Here is an 18,307-nt window from a genome sequence, read left to right on the forward strand (position 1 = left end):
GCTGGATAGAGTACCTGGCTACGAACCAGGCGGTCGGAGGTTCGAATCCTCCTGAGCGCGCCATCTTCCTTTCTAACTCCTTCCTTTCTAACGCCTTCCTTTTTTGGTAATGCCTCAAATGCGTCGAATGCCGATTGCCTGAAGCCGAGGTTTTGAAGTTATTGTGCATTTGCATTATGACTACGATAGAAGTTACCTGTTCTCACTGTGACAGTACCCGTGTGGTCAAAAACGGCAAAGAGCCTTTTGGTCTCTACAGCGTTTCTACTGCAACGGCTGTTGGAAGAGCTTCCAGAAGAACTTTATCATCTATAACGGGAGCCAACCAAGTGTACAGGAGTCAAACCGACTGGTGTCTCTTCTCAGCCTGTAAGACAAGAAGCAAGGTCGTTCACAACACATAGATACTGTGGATTTCGCAGAAAACAAACCTGTCACAGGCTGGATAGCAGGAGTGGAGTTTCCTGTTCTGCTGTTTTGGCAAGTCTGTAAAAGCAAGGATGGCAGCACAGGCATACTCTATCTGGTGAGCAGTGATCTGGGTTGTGATGCTGAGAGCTTGAAAACGATCTACAAAAGACGGTGGAAAGTTGAAGTCTTCTATAAAACGCTGAAATCCAATGCGGCCATGGCAAAGTCACCAGCCCATACCGTCAGGACCCAGAGCAACCATGTATTCCTGTCGATTTACTCGGTCTTTCGATTGGAGACGTTGTCACTGAAACTGAACATGAACCACTTCCAGCTCAGGGTAAAAATCTATTTGTCTGCCCAGTCGGCATCATTCAATCGTGCTACGAACGTATATAGCTGCGTAGCTTTAGCTATACTTGCCGGTATTAATATCTATAGCCTCCGTTAAGCCAGTTAAAGCATAAATAACTATGCTATTTCCTGTCTGATAAAGAGAACGAATGATGTCTTTAGTCTATTTATGAAATTGCCATGCAATTTTAAATCTTCACTTGAATCTCTTCGGGTCATATTACCCGCTACTTGCAGGGTAAAATGGTAGGATGATCGAATACATCCACAAGATTCATAACGTTACAGTTTTGCTTTACCACTTAGTGTTTCCGGCCAAGTAACGTAGGGCAGTATTTGATGGTGCTGTAGATAAGGAGCTGAAGACTGTCTGTCTACAGATAGAGGCCAGGTATGAGATCAAGTTTTTTAATCTCTTTGGGTTGAATTCCCCGCAGCTTGCTGCGCCATCCACGACGAGGTCGTGGTAAGAGTTATCCCCAGGATTAATACCCCGCCTTCGTGTAAGCGAAAGTTCGAGCGAAGCGAGAAGGGCTTGCCCTGGGGTTGTTTATTGTGAAGCGAGGCGTCCTTGCGTAAATTTCCCTCTATATGCCAACTCTTACTTGGTGCTGCTGAAAACCTGAACTTAGACATGAGGGAGCTGCAAAGAAAATCAGGTGTTACATACTCGATTATTGAAGCATCAGATAATCCTCCACCATTATTTACATTACGAATTTTGAAGTCCATTTCGTTACAAATGGTTTCAAACAATTATCCTTTATTAATTTCAAGCGCTATCACCCCGGATCTCTTAGGGCCAATATTTTTAATTTTTTTCTCGTCAAAAAACTTTCAAGAATCTATTTGTAACCTGAACAGGGTCCTATTTGAACCACGAGATTTGTATTTAAAAATTATTAACAATAAAGACGGCAGCTCATCCATTGTTTTAATGAATAATGATAAAACAACAGAGTATATGTCTGACACTATAGAGTTAATAATCATGTCGGTGTTGGTACGTTTAGTCAGATGGGGAAGGGGCAGATACTTTAGGTGGAAAAAATTAAAATTATCACGGAAAGCACCAATCATTGGGTTAGATTACTCATTAGGTATCCTTTGTCAGTTTGGGTGTGAACAAAGTTCTCTCGATTTTGCATCGTCAGAGTTGTCACAGGAAATGCTGACAGGTTCATTTGCTCCAAGCGTCAATTTTCATCGTGAAATTGACGCATACCTCGAAACTGAACTCAATATTGTCAGGCCAATAAAAGCACTCGTTGACACCAATCTACAGAACCAGGAGTTTTGTTTGGAAAATGCGGCTGAATACCTGGGGGTAAATATTCGAACCTTGCAGCGAAGGCTGAAGGCTCATGGTGTCACTTTTAAGGAAATTGCACTGTCTGTGCGCATGGATATGGCCCTGAAGCTGCTGTTGGAGAGAAGTTGCACCACGGAAAATATTGCCCAGCATCTTGGTTATCACGAAGTAAATAGCTTTATAAGGGCTTTTAAAAAGAGATTTGCCATTTCGCCCTCTGAGTTCAGAGAGGGGCTACACTACCTTTAGTGCGGTTTATACGAAGATTAATGTAAATGACAAAACATTGTCGTTTAATGGTGTGTACTTAACATTGGATAACTATAAGCTGCAAATAGGTGTAGATTTTGTTTATGTATAGCCAGCTTTGAGCAAACTCAACAAAACCTGACTTTTGTATTTGAAATATGAAGTTTTCGATCACCTCCTCATATTTAGCCTGAGAATGAATGTCAATGCTTTTCCCAAGAGCTTCATTTCAATCAGAGTTCATCACCCCCTTTTCCCCACTTCATCATATGCCCGCATTAATTAGAGTGAGAAATGTTCTATGAGTGATTCTAATAACGCAACGCTGAATCAGCTCAATAATGAGATGACCAGCGATAGTACAAATGAGATCATGGCCACCTTTTTAAGTAAATATACGCACTTACTTAAGCAGGAGGTTATAGAGGCTGAGCTGACAGGGAAAGAGCTAAATATTTCCTATGAAACAATGGTTGAATTGATGGAAGATTCAGCCAGGGAACACGGGTCGGAAGCTGGCGCAGAATTAATCAGAGGGCTTAAATCTGATACCGGCACCAAATCAACTGTCTCATCCTACATCTCTGACCCTTCTAAAACTATTACTCAAGCACCTGACAGCCTTCTTACTGACTTTGAAGATCGATACCAGGAGGTAGAAGATGCTCCTGACGCTCCTAATGATGAGTATGACTTCGATTCTTTTACTGGACTCAGAAAGCTGGGGCCATCCTATTACGGTGCAGGAACGAGAATTACCGGTGATATAGGTAAATTTCAGAAAGGTTTGAATCAAGTTCGGGCACATAAGCTCCAAGCCATACTCAGTGATAAAAATATCAGTAAAGCTGCAAGAGCAGCTGCAACGCGTGAGCTGGGCGGATATCAACTGGATTTGGCGGGAGAGGGGGATGGCAAGGCACCCGTTAACCGTGGCTCCCTTCGGGGAGGTGTTCCAGGGACTGCCGTAAAGGGTGTTGTCACCCTGGCGGGTATTGGCTCTTCTGCGTGGGGGATTGCAACGACCAGCCAGGGCCTGGGAACAGCAACAGGTTCAGACAAAGCAAAGTCAATCCTCTCTATTACCAAAGGCGGTTTTGGCATTGCGAAAGGTATTTATTCACTGACAGATACAATCGCAACCCAAATTGTGAAATCTGCCGGGAAGAATGCCATGGGAGGTGTGGCGGGCTATTTCAGCACAGCCGCTGTTAAAGGTGCCGGAGGATTAACTGCTTCCAGCGCAGTTACGAGGGCAACAGCTGGTTTCATGATAGGAATTGGCAGTGCTCTGGCTGTAGCCAGTGGTGCCACGGCTGTCGCACTCAATTCCATAAAAGCTAATGACGCCCGTAAAGAGGGTAACCACGGCCAGGCTGCCGTCTATGGTGTTATGGCTACACTGGATGCAGTTGGAACAGTGCTCAGTGTTGCCAGTCTTGTTTGTGACTTTATTCCAGGGATTGGTACTGCGATCAGCGCTGTTCTTGATGTTGTTAACCTTGGCATAGCTGGCATTAATACAGCGCTGTCGTTTGTTGCTGAGATGGTTGACACACGTTCGGATGAACAAAAAACCCGTGCTGCTTTCGAAGAATATATCAACAGTGACGCATTTAATAAGTACATCGACTCAGTGGCGTCAGGTTTTGCAGAGCAAGGTTATGATTTGCTGCAATATATTACTGATGCTGAAACAACGGGAACCACGGAAGGCGGTGCAGATGGAACCCAGGTTGATGATACCATTCGAAAATATCTGAATGACCGGGCCAGAGCCTTGGCAGATGGTGATTTGCGTCAAGTGATACTGGATCGTTCCAGTATCGGCAGAACTCTCTCAGGGGGCAGCAAAGACGATTACATTGATGGAGGCGTTGGCTCCGATACCATTTATGGTCTTGGTGGCAATGATATCCTCATTGGTGGTGATGGCGACGATACCATCGACGGCGGTGATGGCGATGATCAAATCGCCGGTGGCGCGGATAATGATATTATCCGAGGCGGCCGTGGTGATGATGTCTTGCTCGGTGGTTCAGGCGATGATGTCCTTTATGGTGGCCCCGGGAATGATTACCTTTCTGGAGGGGCAGGGTCAGACGAGCTTTATGGTGGTGGTGGTGATGACACCCTTGACCCTGGTGCTGGCCACTTCATTGTTGATGGTGGCGATGGCAGTGACACATTAATACTGGCTGAAATTGATGTGCCTCTGGTTGGCATGGGAGATCGCACCAGTGCTTATCAATTGAAAAATAATCGCCGGGGAGACTTTGATTACACACTGAATCTTTCAGACGACTCACCTTCCGTAAGAAACGGACTGGCTGAAAGTGTTACCGGCAGCCCGACAAAAACTGGTAAGTATACAGATTTCAAATGGATGCTGGATAACCTGAGTGATCAGCAAACCAAAGATAAAATCATGTCTGGCGATGGGGCTATGAAAGAGCTCTATGACTTCGGGCGTAATCTCGATCCTGGCAACACCCCTCAAGTCTCATGGGACATTAGAAATCAGCTGGTATCTGTAGGTAGAGATGGAGCCAATACCAATTATCGTCCTTGGTATCGCCTCGGTCACGGTGGTGGCCCAGATAACTTTATGGTTCGCTCCATGAACGATATTAAGTCTCATTTTAATGGGGGAAATGTAGATCTGGCAAAAAATGAGGCCAATGAAAGTCTTGGGTATAAGAACAAATATACAGGTTCCGCTAATAACCTGTTTGGCAGACTGAAAAACTGGGCTAACAACTCAGACAGGGGAGTATACCTGCTGGGGAAAGTGCGTGTATCAATTCCGCGTTATTGGAAAAAAATCTCCCAGCAGAGCACCTATGAAGAATATCAGCAGGGTACCTGGAAAAGCAGTTTTGATAACTTCGGCGTTGTAAATCGTGCAAAAGATTATGTAAGAAATAAAGGGTTTAAAAGTTATCATGTGAAGTATAACTCTCACAGAGTAAACAGGGTTAAGGGGCGAGCTAACGCGACAAAAACTTACAAAGATGAGTTGAAAGTTGAATTCGACGCCCATTACGTAAGAAAAGACGAAACCTGGACGGGTTCAATGTTTTCCAACGGTAAGCAACTTTTCTTCTATTCACAGGGAGGAGATGGTGCCGAGCCGGTGTTGATGGAATTCAATACCAATGATCTGGTGTACCAATATGAGAATTATAACACTGAAGGTTCTCGTAATGCCGCCGCCAGGTTCTATTCGGGCCTTGCCGAAAATCTTGATACCGGCGGTCCGGTTTCCAATGTTGAAAATGTTGTTGGCAGTAATATTAATGATCATATTACAGGCGATGCATCGTCCAACACGCTGATCGGCAAGAACGGTAACGACCATCTGGACGGTAAGGCTGGCGATGACCTTATTGATGGCGGGGCCGGTAACGATACCCTGATCGGTGGTGACGGCAATGATATGCTGATTGCCGGTTCCGGCAATGATAGTCTCACTGGCGGAGCTGGTAATGACGTACTGGTCGCCGGTTCAGGTGATGACACCTACAGCGGCGGTGAAGGTAAGGATCTGCTGAGCTTTGAGAAGGTCACAACAGGTGTCACAGTTGATTTGACCGATGAAGACAACAATATTACCGGTATTGAGTCGCTCAAAGGCTCAAATTTTGCCGATTCACTGACTGGTGATGACCAGGCCAACACTATTATTGGCGGAGCTGGCAATGATATCATCAATGGCGGTGCTGGCGATGATGTGCTTTCCGGTGGATCGGGTGATGACCTGGTTGATGGCGGTGACGGTTTTGACTGGGTAACAGCCAAAGACAATGCCGTTATGGGTATATATATCGGTAGTGGTACAGCTCGTCGGCAGGTTGGTCATTTTGATCTTGAAGCAGGCCAGATAGTTATCAATTCAAGTGATTATGACTATGAAATCAGCTTCGATATTACCATTAATGGTAAATCCTACACAGCAAAAGCGACCGAGTCTAAACCTATCAAATGGGCAGATTTATCAACGGGTGTTGATATGTTCTCTGCGCTGGACAGGATCCGTGGCAACAGTACTGTTAAATACAGTAATGCAGGCAATACGCTAGAAGCCGCGATATCCCATGTCGATGGCATGACGATTGACCTGGAGTCAACCAGTGGTGACAGATATCGCAACATTGAGGGCGTTATTGGCACCTACGGCGCTGACCGAATTTATGGCGATTCAAAAGATAACGTTTTCGATAGTGGTAATGGTGATGACAAAGTTTATGGCAGAGGTGGAGATGATCGCTTTATAGCAACGAGCTGGGGCAATAATCTTTACGATGGTGGTGCAGGCAACGATACCATCGTTTATAACGCAGAAAACGCACCGACCGTAGAAATGGCCGAAAACCAGGGCGGTCTTGCCGGGCAGATTCTTGAAGGAAACAGCTCCAGCTTTGCCCTGAAGGTGACACTTGGCAGTGAAAGCGGCAAATACATTCGAATTGAGAACTATAAAAGGGATCCCGCTAGCTCAAAAATTACGTTGACCATGTCAGCCTACAATAAAGACGGCACAAAAATTGGCACATGGACTCATAAAACATTGGGAGGTGCAGTTAATTCAGGGAATTCCAATACTGTCGTTGCCAATGAGTCAGGCATTTCCATTACAACGGGTAATATCAAAAAGGGAGCGGATGACCTTTCGAAGCTCTATATCACCATTGATAACACCAGATATGTTTTGGATGAGAATATTGGTAACAACGCAAACTACTCCCATGGTTTCAATATTTACCAGTTCCGACATGATAATACTGCGACCTATGAACGCACAGGTTTGAATGCAAACCTTGCCAATGGAACGGTTAAGCACTCTTGGGATAAACAATATAAACCGCTGATCAGCTTTGAGCCAACCAGTGGCGATCGTGACTGGCCACATGTAGTGAATGTGTTTGATCAGTCCAATACGAGAGTACTGACTGATCGAATTTCCGGTATTGAAAATCTCAGTGGTACATCAGGAAACGATACGATAACCGGTGATAGTAATAATAATACACTGGTTGGTAATGACGGTAATGATACGATTTCCGGTGGTGCCGGTATTGATGTTATTTCCGGTGGTGCGGGTGCTGACAGGCTGGATGGCGGCGAAGGCAAGGATACTCTGTCCGTAGAGTATGCCGGGCAGTCAATGTTGGTTGATCTGGCCAATAACATCTCTTCAGAAGCCAGCCGTTACCGCGTAGATGGTTATGCCGCTGGATCCCTTGCCAAAGGAACAAAAATCTCACTGATCACGACTGATGGTAATAATCAAGAGGTCAGGTTTGATTATGTTCTTAAACGCAATGCTGCCGCTTATGAGTGGCCAACTCTTTTGCATAGCGCTCTGGAAAATGACCCGGCCGGTCAATACATTATCGGAACCAAAGGAAAATCCGGATATAAAGAGAGAATTGTCCAGTTTGCAACGTCAAACAGTCTTCAATTCCAGATCAATGGCCATGACCGCAGCAATGTTTTAGTAGCAGAGTCCTCCGCCACAGGTACACAGGGGCGTGACCGTGATGTCTTGAGCAATTTTGAAGATATTATTGGCAGTGATCATGCTGACCGCCTGGTCGGTGATGGCAAGGACAACACCATTGCTGGTGGTAAGGGGCGCGATGTCATTATCGGTGGAGCCGGTGGTGATAAGCTGACTGGTGAAGAAGGAGATGATTACATCCAGGGTGATGAGGGCGTTGATCTTCTGATCGGCGGTGCTGGCAGAGATACCTTGAAGGGCGGTGCTGACGACGATGTTATTCTTGGTGGCGACGGGAATGACACGCTTCTCGGCGGAGCCGGTGACGACGCGCTTTACCTCGATGGTGGTACTGACATCGCCGATGGCGGCACAGGTGATGACAGTTACCTTGTTTACGCATCCAGCAGGAACTCCACGATTACAGACCTGCAAGGGAAAAACAATATTTTCTTCCAGGACATGTCAAGCAGTGGAGTCAGAATGTCACTTTCATCATCGAATGATGGAGCGTGGCTGACTCTGCATAAAACATTCACCATAAAAGAGGATAAGGATTCCAAAGAGTCTCGCGAGGAAACTGTGACACTGGTTCGGATCAAACTGGGCGGCACAGAAATGGCTGGCAAGCTCAGTGACAAGCTGAATCAATCTGGCCTGGCTGGCTTCAAACAGGGTTTGACTGACCTGTTCTCAAAAGTTGCAGTTCTGCGCTTCTCGGACGGCTCTATCACACCAGACGGTCTAGTTACCTATTTCTTGACAGTACGCACTAACAGCCCTTTCCTGCGTGGTGGTGGCGCTGATAATGACACACTGACCGGAGATAGCCTGAACAATGTTATTTTTGGTCGAAATGGTAATGATACCCTGACAGGCAAAGGCGGTAATGACTACCTTAACGGTGGCAGTGGCGATGATACCTATGTCTGGAACGCTGGTGATGGTCGAGATGTTATTATCGACACGGATGGCGCTGATACACTCCAGATAAATAATATTGATAACAAGAGCCTGGTTTATCAGCGCATTGGCAGTGATCTGTTTATTTTCGACAGTTCAAATAGCCAGACGATTGCTGATAGTGCCAGCCTTATTCAAGTCAAGGGGTATTTCACTGAGAGTTCACGCATTGAGAAAATTTCAGTCGGAACTCAGGTCATCAGTCATGATCAGGTTGTCGCCGCAGCTGCCCTTAATACGGCTCCTGCCTCTCTGGAGCTTCTGGGACAGACCATCAAGTATGGTAATGACAGCAACAACACGCTGATTGGAAAGAGTGGAGATGATTTATTATCCAGTGCTGGCGGTGATGATGCTCTGTACGGTGGTGCAGGCAACGACCGAATGTACGGTGGTGAAGGCTCTGACATTCTGAATGGTGGTTCTGGCAGCAACGTACTTCTGGGTGATGGCGGTAACGATCTCCTGATCAGCCAGGGCTACGACACATTGATTGGTGGTACCGGCCAGGATACCTATCGACTGATTGCAAGAGGCGGTCGTATCCAAACAGCGACAATTGCTGATGAAGATAATGGAAGCAAGATTGAGCTCATCAACTCCGAGATGAAGTTATCGACACTGACTGTCAACGTCAGCGATGACGGCAATAATCTTGAGCTGTTCAGTGGTAAGCATCTACTGGCCAGACTCGACATTCGCAAATGGTTGCGAACTATCCAGTCAACTCAAAGCACTGATGAGGTGGTCAACAGTCTGGTTGCGAAATTCAGTCAGATTAAAGTGAACCAGGAAGTGCTCGCAGGCGATAATCTTAAGGCTTTCTTCAAGAAACCACTTGCCGGCATGATCTATCAAAAGCGCCTGAAGGCATTGGCGGGGCTGGACATGTCTGGTCAACGCATGCTGTTCAAGCGTGAAGGTAATGATCTCATACTGCATCGCGTCAGCACCAATAAAACAGTTTCACTGTCTGATCTGAGAGATGCGACGTTTGTTGGTCATTTCAAAGGGTATTTTGATTCCAGCCACGCCAGCAAACCCCTCGATATTGCCGGGGAGAACTTCAGCTCTGCGGGTCTGGACAAAGAAGCAAAAGTAACTCAGGAATATTACCGCCAGGTGCTGGCAGATACGGATTTGTCTGCAGCAGGCCTCAAGCAATCGGGCAATGACTTATTGGTGTACACAGGTCAAAGTCAATCAACCCTGGCATCTGCGAAACCTGTTGTCCTGGAAGACTTTTTCAGCAGCGATAATAATCGCAGCTATACCTACAGCACGAATTTGGATACTGACCAGCTTCAAGTTGTCGGTGACAAAGAGGTTAACGGACGTTACGGCCAGCTATCCCTCTCTGATGATGGCAGCTGGAGCTACAAACCTCATGCATGGCTGACCGACAGCCTTGTGGGGCACTGGACGTTTGGTGTCAAGAACAACCAGGTAGCTGATCTGGCAACAGCTGGCAGCCACAACGACACAGGCTTTATCTCAGGCAATGTGACTTCTATTGCTGGCAATCGCGGAAACGCTGTTCAGTTTGACGGAAACGGCCGGATTAACTTGTCTGACAGCTCCGACATCAACATGTATTCCAATTTTGTTGGTGGTGCAAGCGGTGGTAGGATCGCAAGAGATACCATGGAGAGAACAATACATCTCTCCGTGAAGCTTTCTGAGGCTGATCGGACTGGAAGACATGTGATCTACGAAGAGGGTGGCAGTCACGCCGGTTACAATATTTATCTGGATAATGGCAAGCTCTATGTTGGCCAGTGGGGTTACCTGCAGGCAAACATTCCTGATAAAAACCGGTGGAGCCAGTTTACTGAGGTATCACTCGACGGTATTAATACCGGTGAATGGATGCAAATCAGTCTGGCAAGAGGACGGGAAGTTACCAGCACAGGTCAGGACTTTAACCAGCGTTATGGTTACGGTGTATTCCTGAATGGCAACAAGGTTGGTTCTGGAGCCGGTGGACGGGTTTTCCAGCATGGTGATGAAGCGGCTTTCGGCAACGTCTCGCTTCATAACTACAATGGGGCCATGGTTCCTGGAAAAACCCGTTTCCACGATGGTATCAGCAGTGGTGCGGATTATGGTTTCCACGGCGCTATTGATGAAGCCCGGTTCTACAATACTGCCTTGTCTGATGATCAGGTAAAGATTCTGTCTGAAGTCAGCCGTGACCAGGCCACCGAGGTGCTGAGTTATGAGCTTTCCGATGGCGTGAATCGCTATCAAATGGATGTTCGGGTGGACTCCATGGCAGCCATCAATGGCAGCCAGTTGGGAGGCAACCTGTCATTTGCTGATCAGTCTGGCCAGATTTCTCTGTCTGCTAAAGAAATGCAGTACCTGCTTGTTGAAACCCAGCGGGAACTTGGCAACTCCAGCAACGGTGATACCAAGGTTCAGCAGCTGGTCAATACCGCAAAAGCTAATCTGGGGACTTTCACCCACTCGACCGACAATTCGGATGTAACAATCAGCAGCCACAGCAATATCCTGATGGGTACTGCCGGGAATGATGCCCTTGTTGCCGCTGACGGTAACCGTCTGTTGATGGGTGGAGAAGGCAATGATGCGCTGCATTCAGGCAAAGGGAAAAACACACTGCTTGGCGGCCATGGCAACGACACCTACTACTACTCAAAAGGTGATGGACAGGATGTCATCTTTGATCGCAGTGGCAGTGACCAGCTCCAGCTGAATAATCTGTCTCTTAGCGAACTTGTGTTCCGCAGAGAAGGGACACACCTCAAAATTTCCATGCTTGACGGGTCAGCTGAGCTGATCACAGTCCAGGATCACTTTGCTGGTCACAAGCTGGAAAAAATCAGTATCGGCGGACAGCTGTTACTGAGCGCAGATATTGACAAGCTGGTGAGTGAGACAATCACGCGCGGTGACAGCAATAACAATACTCTGACTGGAAACAGCGGAGCTAATGTATTGTTGGGAGCTGCAGGAGATGACACTCTTTCCGGTGGTGCTGGTGATGACCGCCTTTATGGTGGAGAGGGCGCTGATGTTCTGAGCGGTGGTTCAGGCAACAACATTCTTCTGGGCAATACTGGTAACGATACCCTGATCAGCCATGGCTTCGACACACTGATTGGTGGTACAGGCGAGGATACTTATCGTCTGATTGCAGGTGGCAACGCCTATCAGGCAGCGACTATTGCTGACGAAGATAACGACAGCAAGATTGAAATTGTGAAAGCTGGCATGGCGCTGTCACAGTTGCGTGTTAATGTCAGCCAGGATGGTAATAATCTTGAACTCTCCAGTCAGGGACAATTGCTGGCTCGTCTGGATGTCAGCGGATGGTTGCAAACTATCCAGTCAAGTCAGAGTACGGATCAGGTGATCAACAGCCTGGTTGCGAAATTCAGCCAGATTAAAGTGAACCAGGAAGTACTGGCAGGCGATGATCTCAAGACCTTCTTCAAGAGCCCTCTTGACAGCATGGTTTATCAAAAGCGTCTGCAGGCTTTGGCTTCGCAGAACATGACTGGTAAGCGCCTGCTGTTCAAGCGTGAAGGTAACGATCTGATACTGCACAGTGTTGGCATCAACAATGCCGTCACCCTGTCCGATTTAAGGGATGCAGCACTGGTTGGACACTTCAAAGGGTACTTTGAATCCGGCTATGCTAACCAGCCCCTTAATATTGCAGGAGAGAGCTACACCCCAGCCGACCTGCAGAAGAATTTCGATTCTACCCAGGGCTACATGCGTCAGGTGCTGACTAACTCTGATCTTGCTGATGCAGGTTTGAAGAAATCAGGAAATGACCTTCTGGTCTATGTCGGCCAGGGCCAGTCTACGTTGTCTTCGGCTAAACCCATTGTGCTTGAGAACTTCTTTAACAACGAAAGCAGTTCTGAGAGTTACACCTACAGCACAGCAATTAATGGCAATCAGCTGCAGGCAACAGAAACCAAAGAGGTATCCGGTCGCTACGGCAAGTTATTGATTGCCGATGATGGCAGCTGGAGCTACAAACCTCATGCATGGTTGACCGACAGCCAGGTAGGGCACTGGACGTTTGGTGTTAAGAACAACCAGGTAGCTGATCTGGCAACAGCTGGTAGCCACAAAGACGCAGGTATCATCTCCGGTAATGTGACTTCTATTGCTGGCAATCGCGGAAACGCTGTTCAGTTTGACGGAAACGGCCGGATTAACTTGTCTGACAGCTCCGACATCAACATGTATTCCAATTTTGTTGGTGGTGCAAGCGGTGGTAGGATCGCAAGAGATACCATGGAGAGAACAATACATCTCTCCGTGAAGCTTTCTGAGGCTGATCGGACTGGAAGACATGTGATCTACGAAGAGGGTGGCAGTCACGCCGGTTACAATATTTATCTGGATAATGGCAAGCTCTATGTTGGCCAGTGGGGTTACCTGCAGGCAAACATTCCTGATAAAAACCGGTGGAGCCAGTTTACTGAGGTATCACTCGACGGTATTAATACCGGTGAATGGATGCAAATCAGTCTGGCAAGAGGACGGGAAGTTACCAGCACAGGTCAGGACTTTAACCAGCGTTATGGTTACGGTGTATTCCTGAATGGCAACAAGGTTGGTTCTGGAGCCGGTGGACGGGTTTTCCAGCATGGTGATGAAGCGGCTTTCGGCAACGTCTCGCTTCATAACTACAATGGGGCCATGGTTCCTGGAAAAACCCGTTTCCACGACGGTGTCAGCAGTGGTGCAGACTATGGGTTCCATGGGGCTATTGATGAAGCCCGCATCTACAATAGCGCCTTGTCTGAAGATCAAGTGAAGATCCTGTCTGATATCAGCCGTAACCAGGCTTCCGAAGTGCTGAGCTACGAGGTCACCGATGGCGTGAATCGCTATCAAATGAATGTTCGGGTGGACTCCATGGCGGCCATCAATGGCAGCCAGTTGGGAGGCAACCTGTCATTTGTTGACCAGTCTGGTCAGATTTCCCTGTCTGCCAAAGAGATGCAGTATCTGCTTATTGAAACCCAGCAGAAACTTGGTGGCTCCAGCGATGGTGATACACGGGTTCAGCAGCTGGTCAATGCCTCTCGTGCAAGTCTGGGAACTCTCAGCCACAGCACAGACAATGCGGATGTAACAATCAGCAGTGCCAGCAACATTCTGATGGGCAGTACCAGTGATGATGTTCTGACAGCTGCTGAAACTAATCGTCTGCTGATGGCTGGAGAAGGTAATGATTCCCTGTATGCAGGCAAGGGTGGAAACATTCTGCTTGGAGGGCATGGTGATGACTCTTACTTCTACTCAAAGGGTGATGGCCAGGATCTGATCCTTGACCGCAGTGGTAATGACCGACTGCAGCTGAATAACCTGTCTCTTGACGAACTGGTCTTCGAGAAGCAGGGCTCACACCTGAGAATTCTGACGCTTGATGGTTCAACCCTGGGCAAGGCATCTGATCAGATTACAATTCAGGACTATTTTGCCGGTCACAAGGTTGAAGAGATCAGCCTGGCTGGTAAGAAACTGCACAGCTCCGATGTTAATAAGCTGGTTCAGGCGACAGCCCAGTTCCTGGGTCAGAATGGCGGAGACGCTAACGCAGTGTCCGTTTCTGAACATCGCGATCAGTTGTCGCAGCTTTCTGTGAACGCTCTGGTATAAAGCCAAAATCCATTTGTCCCCTCAAGTATGCCCCTGGTTGATACCAGGGGCATACGACTTATTCCAAAAGCAGATGAACATACTGACAGTCTCCTCTGTTCGCATGAATTATTGTGCTACACCAAGTGACTGAAGCTTAATTCTTTCAGGTAGTAATGATGTATGAAGATAAGCCGATAGACGCCACAGAGCAAAGTTCGGCTCAAAGCTCTGAACAGAACCAGGCTTCCCCCCCCTCGGGGTTGTTGAGCCTGGTAATGGTTCTGCAATTTCTTAAAAAACCGGCCGACCCGGAAACCTTGAGACACGAATTCTGTCCTGATGGCCAGGATCTTGACCCGATCACCATGGTGCGTGCAGCAAAAAAGCTGGGAATCAAAGCAAGGCGTACCAAAATCAAAGCGAAACGACTGGAAAAAGCCCCCTTTCCAGTGGTTGCCTGCAGAAAAGATCAATCCTTCTTCATTATTGCCGCAGTGAAGGATGGGCAGGCTCTTGTGCAGGTGCCTGGAGAGAATCCAGAGCAGCTCACACTGGATGAACTCTGGGAACGCTGGGATGGTGACGCGGTTCTGATGACCAGTCGTGCCATGCTGGCAGGTAAAGACCGCAAGTTTGATATCACCTGGTTTATTCCGGTTATTGTTAAATACCGCAAACTGTTCAAAGAAGTTTTGCTGGTGTCGTTTTTTATCCAGCTGTTTGCCCTGGTTACCCCATTTTTCTTCCAGGTGGTGATGGATAAGGTTCTGGTGAACCGTGGGTTAACGACACTGGATGTATTAGTGGTCGGACTGGTGATTATCACCATGTTTGACATTATCCTGAACGGGTTGAGAACCTACGTGTTTTCCCATACAACCAGCCGGGTAGATGTAGAGCTCGGTTCTCGCCTGTTTGATCACCTGATGCGTTTACCCATAGCCTTTTTTGGATCAAGGCCGGTGGGACAGATCGTGGCCAGGGTCAGGGAGCTTGAGAGTATGCGCTCCTTTTTGACCGGTAATGCCCTGACCGTTGTTCTTGATCTGCTATTTACCTTTGTATTTATCGCAGTGATGTTTTTTTACTCATCGTCGCTGACCTGGATCGTACTAGGTTCGATTCCGGTATACTTTATTATTTCTTTTCTGATTACACCTGAACTGAGAGCCCGTACCGAGGAGAAGTTCCAGCGTGGTGCCCTGAATCAGGCCTTCCTGACTGAATCCATAACTGGCATGGAAACTTTAAAGTCCATGGCCGTTGAACCCCAGATGCGGCAACGCTGGGAAGAACAGCTGGCAGGTTATGTCAAGGCTTCTTTCCGTGCTGTTGTGCTTGGTATTTGTGGCGGTCAGTCTGTCCAGTTGGTCAGCCGACTGGTTAGTGCCATCTTGCTATGGAAAGGGGCGCAGCTGGTTATTGTTGGTGATCTGTCTGTTGGTCAGCTGATTGCCTTCAACATGCTCTCCGGTCAGGTGGCTGCTCCTATTCTTCGCTTGGCCCAGTTGTGGCAGGATTTCCAACAGTTCCGTATCTCTCTGGAGCGTTTGGGTGATGTCCTTAATGTACCCACCGAACCACAGCAAAGCCTGAACCGGCCAACACTGCCTCCTATTCAGGGCAATATATCATTTGAAAACGTAAGATTTCGATACAGCCCGGTTGGCCCCGAGATACTTAAAGGCGTCAATGTTCACATAAACGCGGGCCAGGTTGTTGGTGTCGTTGGGCGCTCAGGTTCTGGTAAATCGACCCTGACCAAGCTGATTCAGCGTCTCTATATTCCCGAGCTTGGCCGTGTATTGGTCGATGGTAATGACCTGGCCTTGCTGGATCCAGCCTGGCTGCGCCGTCAGGTGGGTGTGGTGCTGCAGGAGAACATCCTGTTTAACTGTTCAGTCAAGGATAACATTGCCCTGTCAGATCCAACCATGTCGATGGATCGTATTATTGCCGCCGCCAAACTGGCCGGAGCCCATGAATTTATTCTGGAACTGTCCCATGGTTATGACACTGAGCTTGGAGAAAGAGGGTCAGGGCTCTCCGGTGGCCAGCGGCAGAGGATAGCGATTGCCCGTGCTCTGATCACTAACCCACGCATCCTGATTTTCGACGAAGCCACATCAGCTCTGGATTATGAATCCGAACGGGCCATACAAGATAATATGGCAGCAATCTGTAAAGGAAGAACCGTGATGATCATTGCCCACCGGCTATCTACTGTACGGCACTGTGACCGTATTTTAACGATTGAGGACGGCGTGGTGATTGAGGATGGTCCCCATGATCAGCTGATTCAACAGAATGGCCGTTATGCCATCCTCTGGTCAGCCCAGATAGGGGAGACCAGCTAATGTGGGAAGGATGGAAGAAACTTAAAGAACTATGGGTTAACGCGCGTGAGTTCTACGACAAGCAGCCAGAGGTTGACCGGCGGGGGAATGAACTTGAGTTTTTGCCAGCCGCAGTGGAGATTCTTGAAACGCCTGCATCGCCGGTTGGCCGCACCGTCGCTTTACTGATAGTGGCTCTGTTTGCCATCGCGGTAGCCTGGGCCTGGTTTGGCAAAATCGATATCGAGTCTGTTGCTCAGGGCCGGATTATTCCGATGGGCCAGGTTAAAGCGATACAACCTCTGGAAATTGGCAAGGTTGAGGAGATCTTTGTCCATGAGGGGGAATGGGTTGAAGCCGGGCAGCCTCTGGTCAAACTCGATCCAACGGAATCAGAAGTGGATGTCCAGCAGGTAGCTTATGAGCTGCGGGATTCTCAGATGAACACACTGAGGCTCGAGTTATTGCTGGAGACCCTTGATGATAAATCGGTAAATAGCGTTGATTATAACCAGCAGTTAAAACAGACCTATCCGGACATTTCTGATGAAGTCTCTTCTGGTCAATTGCAGTTGCAGCAACGTCTGCTCACAAGGGATCTGCAACTGTACCGTTCCACCATGGCCTCTGTTAATGCCAGCATTGAACAGCAGCAGGCCACTATTAAAGCGACCCTTGCTGAAATTGAGCGCTTGAATACTCTGAAACCTCTGTTTGATGAACGGGAGCAGGCCTACAAGTCCCTTATGGATAAGGGGCATGCTTCATCGGTTGAGTGGCTGAACGCAAAAGAGCAACAGGTATCAACATCCCAGGGGTTGATTGTCGAGAGAAATCGGCTGCAGGAAGTAAAAGCTTCCCTTGTCGCTCTGAAAAGTGAAGCGACCCGGCAGGACAAAGAGTTCCGTAGCCAGCGGCTGACTCAGCTGCAAAGCTTTCAGACCCAGGCTCACTCTTCAAAATTAACACTGACCAAAGCGAAAGAACGGGAACAGAACCGCTATTTGCTGGCACCTGTAGCCGGGACGATCCAGCAACTTCAGGTTCATACGGTAGGTGGCGTTGTTCAGCCAGCGCAGCCATTAATGGTGATTGTTCCTGACAAAGCCGTACTGGAAGTGGAGGCCCAGGTACTGAATAAAGATATTGGCTTTCTTCGGTCAGGGCAGAAAGCTGAGATCAAAGTTGAAAGTTTTCCCTACACACGATATGGGCTGATCAGTGGCGAAGTAAGACATTTATCAAAAGACGCTGTTGAACAGGAAGGCATTGGTCGGGTTTATCCGATGCGAGTCACATTGAACGAAACCAGAATACTGGTTGATGACCGCTGGGAAAAGCTGCAGCCGGGTATGACAGTAACAGTGGAAGTCAAAACAGGTAAGCGACGGCTCTTGGAATACTTTCTGGCACCTTTCCTGACTTATGTCGATGAGTCTATGAAGGAAAGGTAGGACTTGCCGAACCAGGCATCAATTACGATGACTGAAAGAATACAAAAAGTATCAGTTTATACAGACTGAATTCATTCCTTAAATCTGGTTT

4 protein-coding genes and 2 pseudogenes are annotated in these 18,307 nt (G+C 47.8%); all 6 read left to right on the forward strand.

All coding sequences use genetic code 11. From position 1 onward, the window contains the following. Nucleotides 1–373: 373 nt before the first annotated feature. Nucleotides 374–862, forward strand: a pseudogene (locus tag M3P05_RS15325) (IS701 family transposase); the annotation flags it as partial. Nucleotides 863–1,016: 154 nt separating this feature from the next. Further along, a pseudogene (locus M3P05_RS21280) lies at nucleotides 1,017–1,181 on the forward strand (transposase); the annotation flags it as partial. Between the two features lie 155 nt (nucleotides 1,182–1,336). Continuing rightward, a complete protein-coding gene (locus M3P05_RS15335) occupies nucleotides 1,337–2,326 on the forward strand; it encodes a helix-turn-helix transcriptional regulator (protein ID WP_249700816.1) in 990 nt (329 codons plus the stop codon). 301 nt (nucleotides 2,327–2,627) lie between these two features. Continuing rightward, the gene (locus M3P05_RS15340) at nucleotides 2,628–14,444 is read left to right on the forward strand and encodes a hypothetical protein (protein ID WP_249700817.1); all 11,817 of its coding nucleotides are present in this window, start codon (nucleotides 2,628–2,630) and stop codon (nucleotides 14,442–14,444) included. A gap of 158 nt (nucleotides 14,445–14,602) precedes the next feature. Further along, nucleotides 14,603–16,783 carry a type I secretion system permease/ATPase gene (locus M3P05_RS15345; protein ID WP_283777830.1) on the forward strand — a complete coding sequence of 727 codons (2,181 nt, stop codon included), beginning with the start codon at nucleotides 14,603–14,605 and terminating at the stop codon, nucleotides 16,781–16,783. Next, a complete protein-coding gene (locus M3P05_RS15350) occupies nucleotides 16,783–18,216 on the forward strand; it encodes an HlyD family type I secretion periplasmic adaptor subunit (protein ID WP_249700819.1) in 1,434 nt (477 codons plus the stop codon). The genes M3P05_RS15345 and M3P05_RS15350 overlap by 1 nt, the downstream gene beginning before the upstream one ends. Nucleotides 18,217–18,307 lie beyond the last annotated feature (91 nt).

This window comes from Parendozoicomonas callyspongiae (assembly GCF_023502345.1).
Classification (GTDB): domain Bacteria; phylum Pseudomonadota; class Gammaproteobacteria; order Pseudomonadales; family Endozoicomonadaceae; genus Sansalvadorimonas; species Sansalvadorimonas callyspongiae.

Bases quoted from the DNA above. Each gene is read 5' to 3' on its own strand.
- M3P05_RS15350 (WP_249700819.1), top strand. From the start codon at position 16,783: ATGTGGGAAGGATGGAAGAAACTTAAAGAACTATGGGTTAACGCGCGT.
- M3P05_RS15340 (WP_249700817.1), top strand. From the start codon at position 2,628: ATGAGTGATTCTAATAACGCAACGCTGAATCAGCTCAATAATGAGATG.
- M3P05_RS15345 (WP_283777830.1), top strand. From the start codon at position 14,603: ATGTATGAAGATAAGCCGATAGACGCCACAGAGCAAAGTTCGGCTCAA.